Below are 16,268 nucleotides of genomic sequence, written 5' to 3' on the forward strand. Positions count from 1 at the left end.
GATGCAACGGCCGCCCCGCCCTCGGCAGAATTCCCGGTGCGAGGCGACTATCTGTGCGTCCATTCTCGCCGCGCGTCAACCTATCCGCGGAAAGCGCGCACCACAGGCCGGAATCCATTCAGAACGGGTATTCGGGTACGCCGTTTCGTGAATTGAAGAGGAGCGAGGAATTGACCGAGCACACAGAGCCCGAAGACGCGATCGCCATTATCGGCATGAGCTGCCGGTTCGCGCCGGACCTCGATTCGCTGGAAAAGTTCTGGGAGTTTCTCAAGACCGGCCGCAGCACGGTGAGCGCCATGCCGGAGAAACGCTGGCGCCCGTATGCGGAGAGCAGCCCCAGGGCGACCGCGATCATGCGGAACACCACCCTGCTCGGCTCGTTCCTCGACGACATCGAGGGCTTCGACGCGGACTTCTTCGGCATCTCGCCCCGGGAAGCGGACTTCCTGGACCCGCAGCAGCGGTTCATGCTCGAACTCACCTGGGAGGCGCTGGCGGACGCCGGCATGGCACCGTTGTCGCTGCGCGGCACGGACGTGGGCGTGTTCGTCGCCGCGAACTCCAACGACTACGGCCGCCGGCTGCTGGAGGACATCCCGCTCACCGGCGCGTACGCCGTCAACGGCACGACCTACTACGGCATCGCCAACCGGGTCTCGTACTTCCTGGACCTGCACGGCCCCAGCCTGGCCGTGGACACCGCGTGTGCCGGTTCGCTGACCGCGGTGCATCTGGCCGCGCAGAGCCTGCGCGACGGCGAGACGCCGCTGGCCGTCGTCGGCGGCCTCAACATCATGGCGACCCCCGCGCTGAACGTCGCGTTGGAGGGCAGCGGCGCGTTGGCCCCGGACGGCAGGAGCAAGGCGTTCGACGGCGACGCCGACGGTTACGGCCGCGGCGAGGGCGCGGGTGTCCTGGTGCTCAAGCGCCTCGCCGACGCGCGCCGCGACGGTGACCCGGTACAGGCGGTCATCCTCGGCAGCGGCGTGTTCCAGGACGGCCGTTCCGAGGGCATGATGGCGCCCAACGCCGACGCGCAGGAGCACATGCTGCGCCGGGTGTACGAACGGGTCGGCATCGCACCGTCCTCGGTGGACTACGTCGAGGCGCACGGCACCGGCACCCCCACCGGGGACGGCAAGGAGATCGAGGCGCTCGCCAAGGTCTTCGGGCCCGGCCGCAGTGCCTCGAACCCCTGCCTGGTCGGCTCGGTGAAGCCGAACATCGGCCACGTCGAGGGCGGTTCGGGCATCGCCGGCGTGATCAAGACCGTGCTGGCCATGCGGCACCGGCTGCTGCCGCCGAGCCTGCACGCCACACCCACTCCGGAGGTCGACTGGGACCGATCGGGACTGCGCCTCGTCGCGAAGCGCACCCCGTGGAAGGTCGGCGAGCGGCCCCGTCGGGCCGGCGTGTCCAGCTACGGCGTCGGCGGCACCATCGCCCACCTCATCCTCCAGGAGGGCCCGGCGCTGGACGCCCCGGCCACCGAGGCCGGCAGCGCCCGGCCGAAGGTGTACCCGCTGTCGGCCATGTCCGAGGCGGGGCTGCGTGCGCTGAGCGCGTCGGTCACGGACTGGCTGATCGAGAATCCGGACGCTTCGCTGCCGTCGCTCGGCCACACGTTGACCCACCGGCGCTCACACCTGGCCCAGCGCGCGGCCGTGGTGGCGGGCTCCGCCGAGGAACTCACGCAGCGGCTGCGTGACCTGGCCGAGGGCGTGATCGCGCCCGGCACCGGCTGGGCCCGGTGCGCCCCCGGCCAGCAGAACGGTGTGGTCTGGGTCTTCTCCGGCCATGGCGCGCAGTGGTCCGGCATGGGCCGGCAACTGCTCGCCGAGGATCCGGTCTTCGCCGCCGCGATCGACGACCTGGCCGACGTGTTCCGCGCCGAGCTCGGCTGGACACCGCGCGAGGCCCTGGTGGCCGGTGGCCCGTGGAGCGCCGCGCACATCCAGGCCCTGACCGTCGCGATGCAGCTCGGTCTCGTCGCGGTCTGGCGCAGTCGCGGCCTGCGTCCGGGCGCGGCGATCGGCCACTCCGTCGGGGAGATCGCCGCCGCGGTGGCCGCCGGATCGCTGGACCCGCACGACGCGGTGCGCTTCGCCTGCCGTCGCGCGGCCGCGCTGCAGCGCCTGGAGGGCCTCGGCCGGATGGCGATGGCGAGCGTTCCGTTCGAGCAGGCCCGGCAGATGCTGGACGGCCGCGACGACATCGAGGCCGCGATCTCCGCCAGCCCGCACTCCACGGTGATCTCCGGGGACGGCCCGGCGATCGAGGCGCTCCTGCCACAGTGGAATGCGGCCGGTATCCAGACGCGATGGATCAACTCGGACATCGCGTTCCACAGCCGGCACGTGGACACCGTGCTCGAGGAGGTCGAGACCGCCGCCCGGGAGCTGGTCGCCCGGCCGCCCGTGGTGCCGCTGTACAGCACCGCCCTGAGTGACCCCCGCGCCGGCGACACTCGCGACAGCGCGTACTGGGCGACGAACCTGCGCCAGCCGGTCCGCTTCGCCGAGGCGATCGAGGCCGCGCTCGAGGACGGTCACCGGCTCTTCGTCGAGGTGTCCGCCCATCCCGTGGTGACGCACTCGATCAGCGAGACCGTGCACCACCTCGGCATCGAGGACGCCACGGTGACCGGCACGCTGGTCCGCAACGCCGACGAGGTGCGCACCCTGCTGGGTAACCTGGCCAAGTTGCACTGCAACGGCGCGGCGGTCGACTGGTCCTGCGACCACCCCGGCGGCGAGCTGCTCGCGGTGCCGGCCGTCGCCTGGCAGCACCGGCCGTACTGGATCTTCCCGGACGCCGGCTCGGACGCCGGTCTCGGCGGCGGCCACGACCCGTCCCGGCACAGCCTGCTCGGCGGGCGGATGACCGTCAGCGGCGCACCGTCACGGCAGGTCTGGCAGACCTACCTCGACGTGGCCAGCCGGCCGTACCCCCTCTACCACGGGCTGGTCGGCGTCGAGGTGACCCCGGCCGCCTCGATCATCAACACGTTCGCGGAGGCGGCCGCCGACGCCAGTTCGGCATCGCTTTCCGACATCGTGCTGCGCACCCCGCTCGCGGTCGAGCCGCCCCGGGTGGTGCAGATCGTCCGCGAGGGTCTGTCGCTGTCGCTGGCCACCCAGATCGCGAGCGAGTCCACTCCGGACGGTGACGACGAGTGGCTCACACACACCACGGCGACCGTCGATGTGGGGGCGGCGCCGCCGTCCGGGTGGATCGACGCCGACGCGCTGCGCGCCCGGCTGGCAGAGGGATCCCCGGCCCGGGTCGGGGAGATGTTCGAGCGCATGGGCGTCGGCGGGTACGCCTTCCCGTGGGAGATGGTCGAGCTGCGCCGCGATGACCAGGAGCAGTTCGCCGTCCTGGACATCGTCCCGCCGCCCGCGACCGAGGCGACCAGCTGGGCCCACGTCATCGACGGAGCGTTGACCATCAGCGCGGTCGTGGTCGCGCCCGGCGACGCCACCACCCTGTGGATGTCGAAGTCGATCGAACGGGTCGCCTTCCGCGGCAGGCCGCCGGCCCGCGTCATGGTGCACAGCCGGCGTTCGCCACGCTCGCCGCTGGACACCGTGGACGTGTGGGTCTCCGGTATGGACGGCGACGTCCTCTGCGTCTGCGCGGGCCTGCGGTTCGCGGCGGTCGAGCACCTCGGCTCAGCGGTCCTGCCTCGCGAACTCGTCCACGAGATCGCCTGGCGGCCGTTGCCGGCCGGCGAACGCAGCGGCACCGCCGACCTGAGCCAGGTGGTCTTCGTCGGCGACGCGGCGGTGGCCGGTGCGCTGGCGCAGCGCTTCGAGGCCGCCGGGGTCCCCTGCGCCCACGTCGCGGACGAGCCGGACGCCGCGGACGGTCAGATCGGCCTGGGCCTGGATCTGCTCAGGCGGGCCGGGGCGATCGTGGTCGTGCCGTCACTCACCCGGCCGGGTGAGACCGTCGAACGATCCGCGGAGCGGGCGGCGTGGTTGCTCGTGCGGACCGTCCAACGCCTGATCGAGATCCGCGCCGACGCGGCCAGCGAGGTCGCGCCGCAGCGGATCTGGTCGCTGACCCGCGGCGTGCGCGACGCGCGGGACGAACGCTCCGTGGCGCACGGCCCCGTGTGGGGCGCGTCCAGGATCGTCGCGGGGGAGCACCCCGAACTCTGGGGTGGCGCGGTCGACCTGCCCGGCGTCGGCGACGTGGACGACGAGACGAGCGCCCAGCTGCTGAGCGTGCTGCGCGAGGCGGCCGGCAAGGAGGACGTCATCTCACTGGCCCCCGGCGGCGTCGAGGTCGCCCGGCTGACCCAGATCGAGCGCAGCGCCGACGGCAACCCGTTGCAGTGTTCGCCGGCCGGGACCGTGCTGATCACCGGCGGGCTCGGCTCGCTCGGCCTGGAGGTGGCCCGCTGGCTGGTCGATCACGGTGCGCGCCGGCTGCTGCTGACCAGCCGCCGCGGCCTGCCGCCCCGTTCGGAGTGGGGCAGCGTCAGCGAGCCCAGCGTCCTGCGGCAGATCGAGGGTGTCCTGGCCCTGGAGGCGCTGGGCGTGACCGTGGTGGCGCTGGCGCTGGACATCACCGACGCCGCCGAGGTCGCCCGCAAGCTCGCGCCCGGCGCGCTCGGCCTGCCCGCGATCCGGGGCATCGTCCACGCCGCCGGGGTGGTCAACGACGACCTGGTGGACAAGGTGCAGCTGGCCGGGCTGCGCGACGTCATGGCGCCGAAGGCCGCCGGAGCGATGGTGCTGCACCGCCTCTTCCCGCCCGGTGAGCTGGAGTTCTTCGTGATGTTCTCCTCCAGTGGCCAGTTCGCCCGGCTCTCCGGGCAGACCAGCTACGCGGCGGCGAACTCGTTCATGGACGCGCTGGCCGCGCACCGCAACTCCGGTGGCCACGTCGAGACCCGCAGCATGGGCTGGACGGCCTGGCGTGGCCTCGGTCTGGCATCGGGCATCGCCAGCACCATGCTGGAGGCCAACTCCCGCGGGCTGGACGCCGTCTCGGTGGCTGAGGCGTTGCGGGCCTGGTCGTTCGGCGACCGGTTCCAGGCGAGCTACCAGGCGGTCCTGCGGGTCCTGCCGACCCCGCCGAATGCGCCGCGGCTGCCGATGTTCCGGGAACTGACCGCCACCGACGACACGCATACCGCCGCCGGCCCGGGATTCAGCGTCGACTTCGAGGCCCTGTCCGACGAGGACATCCGGCAGCGGGTCAGCGCCGACGTCCGCGAGCAGGTGGCGGCCGAGCTCAATCTCGACCCTGTGGACGTCGAGCCCAAGCGACCGCTGGTCGAGCTCGGTGTCGACTCGGTGATGACGGTCGCGCTGCGGATCCGGCTGCAGCGCCGCTACGGCCTGGACCTGCCGCCCACGATCCTATGGGCGAAGCCGACCGTCGCCGCCCTGTCCGAGCACGTCATCGACAACCTGAGCCCCTGAGCCGCACCGGCTGCCGGCGGACCGAACCAACCGCGTACCGAATAACGAGAGGATGCAGACAATGGCCAGCACCGAACGGACCGACTCCCTGACCGACTCCGACAAAGCCGCCGTCGCCGGGCTCACCCAGCGGATGGTGGCGGCCTGGTCCGGCCACGACGCGGATGCCTTCGCCGACCTGTTCGTCGAGGACGGCACCATGATCCTGCCGGGCGTCTTCCGCGCCGGCCGCGAGGAGATCCGGGCGTTCATGGCCGCCGCCTTCCAGGCCGAGTACAAGGGCAGCCAGGTCACCGGGCAGCCGCTGCACCTGCGGTTCCTGGGTCCGGACGTGGCCGTGCTGCTGACCGAGGGTGGGGTGCTGGCGCCGGGCGACACTGAGGTGACCAGCGCCCGCGCGATCCGGGCGACCTGGCTCGCCACGAAGCGTGACGGGCAGTGGCGCCTGGCCGGTTACCAGAACAGCCCGCGCAACTGACATCTGGCGGGTCACCTGCGGCGTGAACGTCGCCGGTCGACGCCGCCAGGCGGGTCCGCAGTGGCCGCAGCTCCGGTGCACCGCCCGGAGCTGCGGCTTTGCGCGTCCCGCGAGCGGGATGGAACCCGTGCGCTGGTGATGTCGAAATCCATCCGGCGACTCCGACTACCTATTGAGGTATCGCGTCAGCACCTGGACCCGAGGGGAATTCATGAGCACGGTGAATGACAGTGAGAAGTCCTCGCAGAACGGCTCGCCGCGCGAGCCAGCGGGGGCGGATCCACGGCGTTGGCGGGCGCTTGCGCTGCTGGGCGTGCTGCAGTTCATGCTGGTGCTTGACATCACCATCGTGAATGTGGCACTACCGAAGATCGAGACCAGTCTCGGTTTCTCCCAGGCGGGCCTTGCCTGGGTGGTCAGCGGCTACGTATTGATGGCGGGCGGCTTCCTGCTGCTCGGTGGCCGGCTGGCAGACGTGTTCGGCCGCCGCCGGATGCTGCTCATCGGGACGGCCCTGTTCATGGTGGCGTCGGCCGTGTGTGGCGCCGCCCAGAGCCCCGGGATGCTGATCGGCGGCCGCTTCGCGCAGGGCCTGGGCGAGGCGTTCGCCGCGCCGGCGGCACTGGGGCTGATCGCGTTGCTGTTCACCGACGCGAAGGAGCGGACCAAGGCCCTGGGGATCTGGGGTGGCCTGACCGGCATCGGCGGGATCACCGGCTACATCATCTCCGGGCTGTTCACCACGTACCTGTCCTGGCGCGGGATCTTCTACATCAACGTGCCCGTGGCGCTGGTGCTGCTGTTCGTCGTGCCCCGGCTGGTCGCGGAGAACCGGATGGTCCGGGAGACCCGCCGCCTCGACTTCACCGGCGCGCTGGTCGCCACCGCCGGCCTGGTCGGCGTGGTGTACGGGCTGCTGGAGGCCGCCTCGCGGCCCTGGGGCTCCAGCAGCGTGCTGCTGCCCCTGATCGGCGGCGTCGTCCTGCTGGCGGTGACGCTGCTCATCGAGATGCGCTCGTCGGAGCCGCTCATCCCGCTGCAGTTCTTCGCCAACCGGACCCGGACGGTCGCCAACGCCACCGCCGTGTTGTTCATGGCGGCGTTCATCCCGTACTCCTTCCTGCTGACCCTCTTCGAGCAGCAGGTGCTGGGCTACTCCCCGCTGCAGAGCGGCCTGTCGTACCTGCCGCTGGGGATCGCCATCGGCATGGGCATCGGGATGAGCACCGGGCTCACCCCCAAGGTTGGCGTCAAGGCGATCAGCGCCGTCAGCTTCATCATGGGCGGCGTCGGTCTCCTGCTGACCAGCATGATCACGAAGGACAGCTCGTACCTCGGCGGGTTGCTGCCCGGGATGATCATCCTCGGCTTCTTCGCCGGCGCGACCATGCCCGCCATGACCAACGCCGCGCTGCACAACGTCACCGGCCAGGACTCCGGCCTGGCGTCGGGCGTGCAGACCACCGCGCAGCAGATCGGCAGCGCGCTCGGCCTCGCCACCCTGGTCACGCTGGCGGTCCGCGTCGCGGGCGACAAGCTGCAGTCCGGCGCCGCCCCGGCGGCCGCGTTCACCGACGGCTACGTGCTGTCGTTCCGGATCGGCGCGGTGCTGCTCGTGGTCGCGGGTGTCCTGGTGGCCCTGCTGCTCGAGCGGGGCGTCGCCACGTCGCCGCAGCCGGAGGCGGACGTCGCCCCCGTTCCCGTGAACAGTTGAGACGTGAACAGTCCAGAGAGGACGGTGTTGTCGTGAGCAAGGCCTTCGTCGTTCGGTACGAGATGCGACCGGACAGCGCGGACGAGAACCAGCGGCTCATCGAGAACGTCTTCGCCGAGCTCGCGCAGAAGCAGCCGGACGGCATCCGGTACGCGTCCTTCCGGCTTGACGACGGCGTGACCTTCGTCCATGTCGGGATCTCCTCCGACGACAGCAACGCGTTGGGCGAGACGGCCGCCTTCCAGGAGTTCCAGAAGGCCTTCGGCGAGCGGGCCGCCACCAAACCGGTGGCCAGCGGCGCCCAGGTGGTGGGGTCGTACGGCTTCGACCGATAGCCGCGCACCCCGCTCGTGAACGCGTTCCGCACGACGGGCAGGCGCCGCCGACGCTGACTTCAGCAGCGCCGGCGGCGCCTGTTCACCGGCGTTCCCGGCACAAAAGAATGTCCGTGCACCGCCGGTGAGCGATGCACGGACACCCATTTGAGCGGCTTTCAGGAGGTGAAGAAGTCCTTGACCAGGGGAGCGGCCTTGCGTTGGTCGGGCACGTGGCCTTCGCCTTCGAGGAACAGCAGCGAGGCGTCCGGGATCTCCTCGGAAAGGGTCACCATGGCATCGCGGATGGAGACCGCCGTGTCCGCGCCGCAGAGCAGGAAGGTCGGCACCGTGATCTGTGGCAGAAGGTCGAAGGGAATGGCGCTGTGCTGCTCGTCGATGATCGAGTCGTAAAGCATCGACGGCGCGTTGGCCTCGAAGCCCTTCCACGCCGGGTGCCGCTTGAAGTTGTCCAGCGTCTCGGGGGTGAGGAAGCCGACGACCTCCATCCCGAAGAGCGTGACCGCCTCCTCCCGGCGGTCCTCGGCGAGCAGCTGCTTCAACCGCGTCATCTGCTCGGGCGTGATCTTCGGGTAGCAGTACGGCGGCTCGTACATGGCGAGCTTCGCCATCGGCACTCCGCCGGCGGCGGCGTGCACGGCGATGATCCCGCCGGTGCAGTTGGCGAACACGTGCCCCGGCTCGCCGGCCAGTTCGGTCACCGCGGCCAGGTCCTCGACCTCACGCTGGATCGTGTACTGGTCGGGGTCGCCGTAGCCGCTGTCGCCGCGACCGCGGCGGTCGTAGTTGTACACCGTGAAACGGTCGGAGAGCATCTGGGCGAAGGCGCCGAACATGAAGCGGTCGTTGAGGCCTCCGCCGATCACCATGGCGGCCGGGCCGCTGCCGGAGATCTCGACGGCGATCGAGGTGCCGTCCGCCGAGGTGACGAATTCCAAGCGGCCGCCGGCCGGTGCGTCGTAGTCGTCGTCGAGGTAGGTGTCCAGCCCTTCGGGGGCGACCCCGATGTCGGCTTGCCTTGTTGTATCTTCCATGCGTGGCCTCCTGGATGTGGTGAGCCGGATCGCATTGTCACGCTAACTTCGGCATCGCAGTCCGTGCATCTCCGTGATTGCGGAACTGCCGCGTAAAACTCCGGCCGTCATCCATTTCTGACCGGCCCGAGTCGTCTATTCTGACTCTCGTCGAAATCCACTCACATGAAGGAGAACGCGCACCATGACGACCCCGTCGAGCGGACCGCGAATCAGTTTCCCGGCCATCGAGAAGAAGTACGGAAAGTCGATCGATGAATGGATGACGATCATCTCGTCGTCACCGCTGACCAAGCATTCCGAACTCGTCAACTGGCTGAAGACGGAGCACGGCGTCGGGCACGGGCACGCCACGGCGCTGGTCCACAAGCAGAAGGAACAGTAGGCCTGCGGCGCTCCGGCCGCCGGCGATCACGTCGTCGGCGGCCGGCAGGCGGTGACGACCGGCTTGTAGTTGTCGTGATGGCGCAGCCACGGGCGGCCGGGGGAGTCCTGGCGGCCCAGCGGGGTGAGGTCCAGGTAGTTGTAGGTGCCCTGGAGGAGCTCCATGTTGTCCCCGTAGGCGGAGTAGGTGTGCAGCACGTCGTCGCCCTCCCGCAGGAAGACGCTGACCCCGCCCTGCTCGCCCTGGGTGTAGAAGGGCTCGCCGTCGCGTTCGAGCGTGGCCTTGTCGCGGAAGTCGTATTGGACCGGGGCGACGTCCTCGTCGAGCGTGACGTGGAAGTCGTAGTTGAACGAGCTGCCGTAGGAGGAGTACCACGGCAGGATCCAGCCCATCCGCCGCTGGAACGGCTCGATCTTCGCCCGCGGAGCGCGGGAGACGAGCGCGATCGTGGTGTCCCGGGAGTGCAGGTGTGCCGGGTGCCCGATGTTGTCGGTGAGGAACGAGCAGTGCTTGCAGCCCTGGTCCCACGCGGGGTCGAACATGAAGTGGTAGATGATCAGCTGACGGCGTCCCTCGAAGAGGTCCACCAGGCGGGCGCTGCCGCCGGGCCCCTCGAAGACGTAGTCCTTCTCGACCAGGACGGCTGGCAGCGCGCGGCGAGCGGCGGAGACGGCGTCGCGCGCCCGCAGGAGCGCTATCTCCTGGGTTCGCAGTTCCTGGCGAGCGGTCAACCATTGGTCGGACGTGACCACCTGCGGGCTCATCGATACACTCCTCGGGCGCCGGCGCCCCGGTTGGCGCCTCTATCAGGTAGTCGGAGCCGACGCCCGGATTCCGACATCCGCCGGCCAACGCGACGGCCCCGGCCGTGCCGGACAGTGCCGGGACGGCCGGGGCCGGTGGTGTGCTCGGCGGCGCGACTACACGAAGAAGGTGTTGGGCTCCAGGCCGCACAGGACCCGCCCGTACAGCTCGAGGTTGTTGGCGGGCAGGTTCAGCGCGTGCAGGGTGATGGCCTGCACGTCGCGCTGGATCCGCTGGATCGGCACCGAGCTGTGGATGGACGAGCCGCCGCTGGCCATGGCCAGGGTGGTCACGGCCTCGTGGGCCAGCTGGCAGACCCGGCCGACCGAGACCCGGGCGTACGCGCGTTCGCGCATCGTCCACGGCTCGCCGGCGATCCCCTTCCTGTCGACCATCTCGGCGATGCGGCGGGCGTGGTACTCCGCCTCGTCCGTCTTCAGCGCGGCCTCGGCCACCTGCAGGTGGGTGATCGGTGCCTCGAGCTGGCTGGTGTAGTTGGTGTTGGTGATGGCACGCCCGGGCAGCCAGTCGAGGAAGGCCTCCTGGGCGGCCCGGGACAGACCGACGAGCTTGCCGACCGTGGCCGCGGAGATCGGCCCGGCCATCGGGCCACGGTAGATCGGGTTGTCCGCGTTGAGCTTCGACGCGTACTGCTCCTGCATCATCGCGGCGATGGGCAGGTAGCGCTCGGCCGGGACGAACACGTCTTCGGCCACCGCGGAGACGCTGCCGGTGCCGCGCAGCCCGGAGACGTCCCAGTCGTCCAGGAGCGTCAGGTCACCGATCGGCACCACGGCCATGATGGGTTCGGCGCCACCGTCGGCGGTCGGCAGGATCGCCGAGAGCAGCTTCCACTGGCTGTGCGAGGCGCCGCTGTTGAAGGCCCATTTGCCGGAGATGACGACCCCGCCGTCCTTGGGCGTCGCCATGCCGGTCGGGGCCAGGGTGCCGCAGATGCGCACGTCGGGGTTGGCGAAGACCTCGTCCTGCACCTCGTCCGGGAAGTGGGCGACGTTCCAGGACATGATCCACCAGGCGGCCACGTTGAACGCGGCCGAACCGTCGCCGCGGCCGAGCTCGATGCCGACGTCGACGAGGGTGGCCGCGTCGCACTCGTAACCGCCGTAGCGGGCCGGCACCCGCATCCGGAAGATCCCGGCCTCGGTCATCGCCTCCACGCTCTCGTCGGCGAGCCGCCGGTTACGCTCGGACCACAGAGCGTTGCCGCGTAGCACCGGCACCAGCTCGGCTGCGCGCCGCAGCAGGCCGGCCCGGTCCGGTTCCTGGATGGTCTTCACGAACTCCTCCTTCGACGACGGCTCTACGCCCACCGCCCGACGATGTCAGCCGGAGCACCGGCCGTGCATCTCTGGAGTTGCGATCACTGCTCGCGGTCGCCCCGAACCAGCCGCTGGGCCCTGGCCTCCAGGTAGCGCCGCTCGGGCAGACTCGTCGTGCGGCGGCCGGCGACCTCGTACGCCTCGTACGCGGCGGCGACCTCGCCGGCCATCTCCAGCAGGTGGGCGCGCACGGCGTAGAGGCGGTGCCCGTTGGCCATCCGCTCGTCGGCGTCCAGGGTGGCGAGCAGCTCGAGGCCGGCCTGCGGGCCGCGCACCATGGCCAGCGCGATCGACTGGTTGAGGCGCACCACGGGATTGGGCCAGGCCTGGTCCAGCAGCTGGTACAGCACCAGGATCTGGGGCCAGTCGGTGTCCTCGGCGCGTGGCGCCTCGTCGTGCACCGCGGCGATCGCCGCCTGCAGCTGGTACGGCCCGAGGACCGCCCGGGCCAGCGTACGGGTGATCAACGCGCATCCCTCGTCGATCTGCTCCCGGTTCCACCGGGTCCGGTCCTGCTCGGCGAGGGGGATGAGGACGCCGTCGGGCCCGGTCCGTGCCGGTCGGCGCGCCTCGGTGAGCAGCATGAGCGCGAGCAGCCCGGCCACTTCGCCGTCGGTGGGCAGCAGGCGGTGCACCTCCCGGGTGAGCCGGATGGCCTCGCCGGTCAGGCTCGTGCGCTGCAGATCCGGGCCCGACGTGCTCGTGTAGCCCTCGTTGAAGATCAGGTAGAGCACGTGCAGGACGGTCCGCATCCGTTCGGTCGGGTCGGGCGGCATGGCGAAGGTCGCGCCGGTGGCCTTGAGCCGTTGCTTGGCCCGGCTGATCCGCTGGCTCATCGTCGCCTCGCTGACCAGGAACGCGCTGGCGATCTGCTCGGTGGTCAGCCCGCCGACGGCGCGTAGCGTCAGCGCCATCCGCGATGACGGGCTCAGCTCGGGATGGCAGCACAGCAGCAACAGCGTGAGCGTGTCGTCGCCCTCGGGCCGGAGGTCCTCGGGTGCCGGTGAGAGCAGCTCGTCGGTCGGGACGAGCGCGGCGACGACGGCCTCACGCTGGTGGCGGGCCGCCTCGCTGCGGCGGGCGTCGATCAGCCGCCGGGCGCCGACCGTGATCAACCAGGCCGACGGGTTGTCGGGGATGCCCTGCTTCGGCCACTGCATCGCGGCGGCGAGCAGTGCGTCCTGAACGGCGTCCTCGCACGCGTCGATGGATCCGTAGCGACGGACGAGGACGCCCAGCACGCTGGGCGTCAACGACCGCAACAGATCCTCCAATGATCACATCTCCATCTCGGAGCGATCCACCACCGGCCGGATCTCCACCCCGCCGTAGCGCGCGTCCGGGAAGCGGGCCGCGATCTCGGCCGCCCGCTCGGGTGTCGCGCAGTCCACGACGAAGTAGCCGGCCATCTGTTCCTTCGCGTCCGCGAACGGGCCGTCCGTCACCGCGGGTGCCCCGTCGCGGAAGCGGATGGTCCGGCTCTTGACCGGATCGCCCAGGGCCGCCGTGTCGATCAGCTCGCCGGACTGCGCGATCTCCGTCATCAGCACGCGGAACTCATCCAGCTGAGCAGCTCGTTCCGCCGGGGTCAGCTGCGCGTGCTGATGCAGGAACATCGGATGCACCCAGGTCGCCGGATTGCTGTAGATCATGATCACATACTTCAAGGTCACCCTCGGCATTCCGGCGCGAACGCGCCACGTACCACACGATAGCGACGATACGCGGGGGTGTGGACACCGACGCGCAGGTCCTGGGGTGACCGCGGTGCCGGGTGGTGCGGCCGGGTGGCTAGCGCGGCTCGTCCGGTCGGAACCCGGTGTCCCGGGCGGCCCGGATGAACTGTTCGACGTCCTGTTGGGTGAGTCCCGGCAGGAACGAGACCAGCCTGCTGAGCGGGGTCGCGGCCGGCATCGGCGGGAGGTCGGCGCCGTTCAGCCCGAGCGCCCCGGCGAACCCGGCGGCGGTGATGGCGGCGCGCAGCCGCTCCCCGTGCACACTGCCGAACCACTCGCCGAGCGTCGAGTTCGCGGTGAGCTCGTCCCGGTCGAACGTCCCGGCGAGGTGCACCTGCGTGCGCAGCCGGATGTCGCGGGAGGAGGCACCGATCTGGATCTCGACGGCGCCCTCGTCGACCGTCCAGCGGCGCCGGCCGGGAGACCAGTAGGCGAAGTCCCGCTCGTCGAGGGTGAGGGTCACGGTTTCGCGGGCGCCCGATGCGAGCGTGACCTTGGCGAAGGCCTTGAGCTCGTGGACCGGCCGGTCGATGCCGGGTTCGATGGGCCGCAGGTAGAGCTGGGCGATCTCCGCTCCGGCTCGCGGTCCGGTGTTGGTGACCGTGAAGGTGACCTGGAAGCTGTTGGCACCCGTCAGGTGGCACCGCAGCCCGTCGTACGCGAAGCTCGTGTAGCTCAGGCCGTGGCCGAACGGATACGCCACCGGGAGGTCGAGGGTGTCGTAGTAGCGGTATCCCACGTAGATGCCCTCGCCGTAGCGCACATGCCCGTCACCGCCCGGGAAGTGCAGGTAGGACGGGGTGTCGCGCAGGCGCACCGGCAAGGACTCGGCGAGCTTGCCGGACGGGTTCGCCACGCCGAACAGCAGCTGGGCGAGCGCCGTACCGCCCGCCTGGCCGAGGAGCCAGCCCTCGAGGATGGCGGCCGCGCCGTCCTGCCATGGTGCCACCGTGACGGCGGAGCCGTTCGACAGCACCACCACGAGCCGGCTGCTCACCTCGGTGAGCGCGTCGAGCAGGGCCAGCTGGTCCGCGGGCAGGTCGAGGTCCGTCCGGTCAAGGCCCTCGCTTTCGGCGTGCTCGGGCAGTCCGAGGAAGACCAGCACGGTGCCGGCCCGCCCTGCCAGCTCCGTCGCCTCCGCTACCAGGCTCGGGTCCGGGCGGCCGTCGAGGGTGAAGCCGGGTGCGAAGGCGACGCGGCCTGGATCGCTCACCATGGCACGGATCGAGCTCAGGGCGTCGTCCACCCGGGTGGCCAGGACGTGGGAGCTGCCGCCACCCTGGTAGCGCGGGCTGCGCGCGAACTCGCCGATGACGGCGAGCGTGCCGGGAGCGTCGGCGGCCAGCGGCAGGATGGCGTCGTCGTTCTTGAGCAGGACAGCGGACTCAAGTGCCGCCGCGTGCGCCAGCTCGTGCTGGGCGTCGAGGTCGACGGCGGTGTCCGCGGGCTGACGTGCGGCCAGTGCCAGCACCCGGGCGACCGCGGCGTCCAGTGTGGACTCGGGAAGCTCGCCGCGGGCCACGGCGGTGCCGACTTCGACGTCGCCGCCGGTGCGCGGGGGCATTTCCAGGTCCAGGCCGGCGGCCAGCGCCGCGACCCGGTCCACGACCGCCCCCCAGTCGCTGACGACCAGGCCCTCGAAGCCCCACTCGCCGCGGAGCACCTCGGTGAGCAGCCAGTGGTGCTCGCTGCAGTACACGCCGTTGATCTTGTTGTAGGCGGCCATCACGGTCGCCGGCTGCTCAGTCCTGACGATGTACTCGAAGGCCGGCAGGTAGATCTCGCGAAGGGTGCGCTCGTCGACGTCGGCGCTCACCCGCATCCGGTCGGTCTCCTGGTTGTTCACGGCGAAGTGCTTGACCGAGGCGCCGACACCGACGGACTGCAGCCCGCGGACGAACGCCGCACCCAACCTCGCGGCCAGCAGCGGATCCTCGGAAAGATACTCGAAGTTGCGCCCGCCCAGCGGGGACCGCTTGATGTTCACGCCCGGCCCGAGCACGACGGAGACCCCCTCGGCCGCCGCCTCGCGCCCGATCGCCCGGCCGACCTGTTCCACCAGCCGCGTGTTCCAGCACGAGGCCAGACCCGCGGCCGGTGGGAAGCAGGTGGCCGGCGTGCTGACGCTCAGGGCCAGCGCGTCCTCGCCTGTGGCGGTCTGTTTGCGCAGACCGTGCGGGCCGTCGGAGACCATCACCGCGGCGATGCCGGCAGCGGGGATCGCCTGGGTGTGCCAGGCGTCGCCGCCGGAGGTCAGCGACGCCTTCTGGGCCAGGGTCAAGTCCTGCGCGGACCCGGCGCCAGCGCCGGCCGCCTCGGTTGCCATGGTCATCTGATTCCTTCCGTGGATACCCCGGCCTACAAGCCGGGCAGGAAACGTGCGGACGCGGACGCGGCACGCGACATCCTGGCCGCCGGGCTGGCGGTGACAGCCTGTGGAGCTGGGGTCAGACCTCAACGCTGCTCAAGGCCGACGCCGGCGCGCGGGCCGGCCCCGGCCGACGGAGGGCGGCCGGGAGCAGTGACCGCGGCCGCCCTCCAGGGTCACATCTCCATGCCGGACAGGTCCATCACCGGCCGGATCTCCACGCCCCCGTGGCGCGCGTCGGGGAAGCGGGTGGCGATCTCCTCGGCCCGCTCCGGCGTGTCGCACTCGACCAGGAAGAAGCCGGCCATCTGCTCCTTGGCGTCGGCGAAGGGACCGTCGGTGGCCGCCGGCACCCCGTCGCGGAACCGGATGATCCGGCTGGTGAGCGGGTCGGCCAGCGCCGCCGATTCGATGAGCTCGCCCGATTCCGCGATCTCCTTCATCAGCGCCCCGAACTCGTCGAGCTGCGCGGCCCGCTCCTCGGGTGCCAGCGGCTCGTGCTGGTGCAGGAACATCGGGTGCACCCAGGTGGCCGGGTTGCTGTAAATCATGATCACGTATCGCACGACGCATCCTCCGTGTCCGGCGCCGCCACGGCGCCTCTCAAGGAAGTCGGAGCGATGGACCCGGTTT

Annotated in this window: 12 protein-coding genes; 5 read left to right on the forward strand and 7 right to left on the reverse strand. The window is 70.8% G+C overall.

Annotated features, from left to right (window positions below; genetic code table 11):
• Positions 1–170: 170 nt before the first annotated feature.
• From AB0367_RS16190 to AB0367_RS16205, 4 genes are all read left to right on the forward strand, one after another.
• Entirely contained in the window at positions 171–5,441 is a 5,271-nt protein-coding gene (locus AB0367_RS16190; protein WP_366227082.1) for a beta-ketoacyl synthase N-terminal-like domain-containing protein, read from the forward strand.
• Positions 5,442–5,502: 61 nt separating this feature from the next.
• On the forward strand, positions 5,503–5,919 hold the full coding sequence (locus AB0367_RS16195) for an SgcJ/EcaC family oxidoreductase (protein WP_366227083.1): 417 nt from the start codon (positions 5,503–5,505) through the stop codon (positions 5,917–5,919).
• Positions 5,920–6,130: 211 nt separating this feature from the next.
• Positions 6,131–7,633: an MFS transporter gene (locus tag AB0367_RS16200; RefSeq protein WP_366227084.1), complete on the forward strand. Its 1,503-nt coding sequence runs from the start codon at positions 6,131–6,133 to the stop codon at positions 7,631–7,633.
• Between the two features lie 32 nt (positions 7,634–7,665).
• The gene (locus tag AB0367_RS16205; RefSeq protein WP_366227085.1) at positions 7,666–7,968 is read left to right on the forward strand and encodes a hypothetical protein; all 303 of its coding nucleotides are present in this window, start codon (positions 7,666–7,668) and stop codon (positions 7,966–7,968) included.
• A gap of 158 nt (positions 7,969–8,126) precedes the next feature.
• Here AB0367_RS16205 and AB0367_RS16210 read toward each other — a convergent pair whose 3' ends face one another.
• Positions 8,127–9,002, reverse strand: coding sequence for an alpha/beta hydrolase (locus tag AB0367_RS16210; protein ID WP_366227086.1), 876 nt, complete (start codon positions 9,000–9,002; stop codon positions 8,127–8,129).
• A gap of 184 nt (positions 9,003–9,186) precedes the next feature.
• Between AB0367_RS16210 and AB0367_RS16215 the strand changes: the two genes are divergently transcribed.
• A complete protein-coding gene (locus AB0367_RS16215; RefSeq protein ID WP_366227087.1) occupies positions 9,187–9,387 on the forward strand; it encodes a DUF4287 domain-containing protein in 201 nt (66 codons plus the stop codon).
• Between the two features lie 26 nt (positions 9,388–9,413).
• Here the strand turns inward: AB0367_RS16215 and AB0367_RS16220 are convergent, their stop codons facing one another.
• The 6 genes from AB0367_RS16220 to AB0367_RS16245 all read right to left on the reverse strand — a co-directional run bounded on the left by AB0367_RS16220 (position 9,414) and on the right by AB0367_RS16245 (position 16,201).
• Positions 9,414–10,151 (reverse strand): DUF899 domain-containing protein, encoded by a 738-nt coding sequence (locus tag AB0367_RS16220; RefSeq protein ID WP_366227088.1) that lies wholly within the window; start codon positions 10,149–10,151, stop codon positions 9,414–9,416.
• 156 nt (positions 10,152–10,307) lie between these two features.
• Entirely contained in the window at positions 10,308–11,489 is a 1,182-nt protein-coding gene (locus tag AB0367_RS16225; RefSeq protein WP_366227089.1) for an acyl-CoA dehydrogenase family protein, read from the reverse strand.
• 83 nt (positions 11,490–11,572) lie between these two features.
• A complete protein-coding gene (locus AB0367_RS16230) occupies positions 11,573–12,805 on the reverse strand; it encodes a sigma-70 family RNA polymerase sigma factor (RefSeq protein ID WP_366227090.1) in 1,233 nt (410 codons plus the stop codon).
• Positions 12,806–12,808: 3 nt separating this feature from the next.
• Positions 12,809–13,204, reverse strand: a complete 396-nt coding sequence (locus AB0367_RS16235) for a YciI family protein (RefSeq protein ID WP_366227091.1) — start codon at positions 13,202–13,204, stop codon at positions 12,809–12,811.
• A gap of 118 nt (positions 13,205–13,322) precedes the next feature.
• Positions 13,323–15,599, reverse strand: a complete 2,277-nt coding sequence (locus AB0367_RS16240) for a glycoside hydrolase family 3 C-terminal domain-containing protein (RefSeq protein ID WP_366227092.1) — start codon at positions 15,597–15,599, stop codon at positions 13,323–13,325.
• A 212-nt stretch (positions 15,600–15,811) separates the two neighbouring features.
• The gene (locus tag AB0367_RS16245; RefSeq protein ID WP_366227093.1) at positions 15,812–16,201 is read right to left on the reverse strand and encodes a YciI family protein; all 390 of its coding nucleotides are present in this window, start codon (positions 16,199–16,201) and stop codon (positions 15,812–15,814) included.
• Positions 16,202–16,268 lie beyond the last annotated feature (67 nt).

The organism is Dactylosporangium sp. NPDC051484 (genome assembly GCF_040689395.1).
GTDB lineage: Bacteria > Actinomycetota > Actinomycetes > Mycobacteriales > Micromonosporaceae > Dactylosporangium.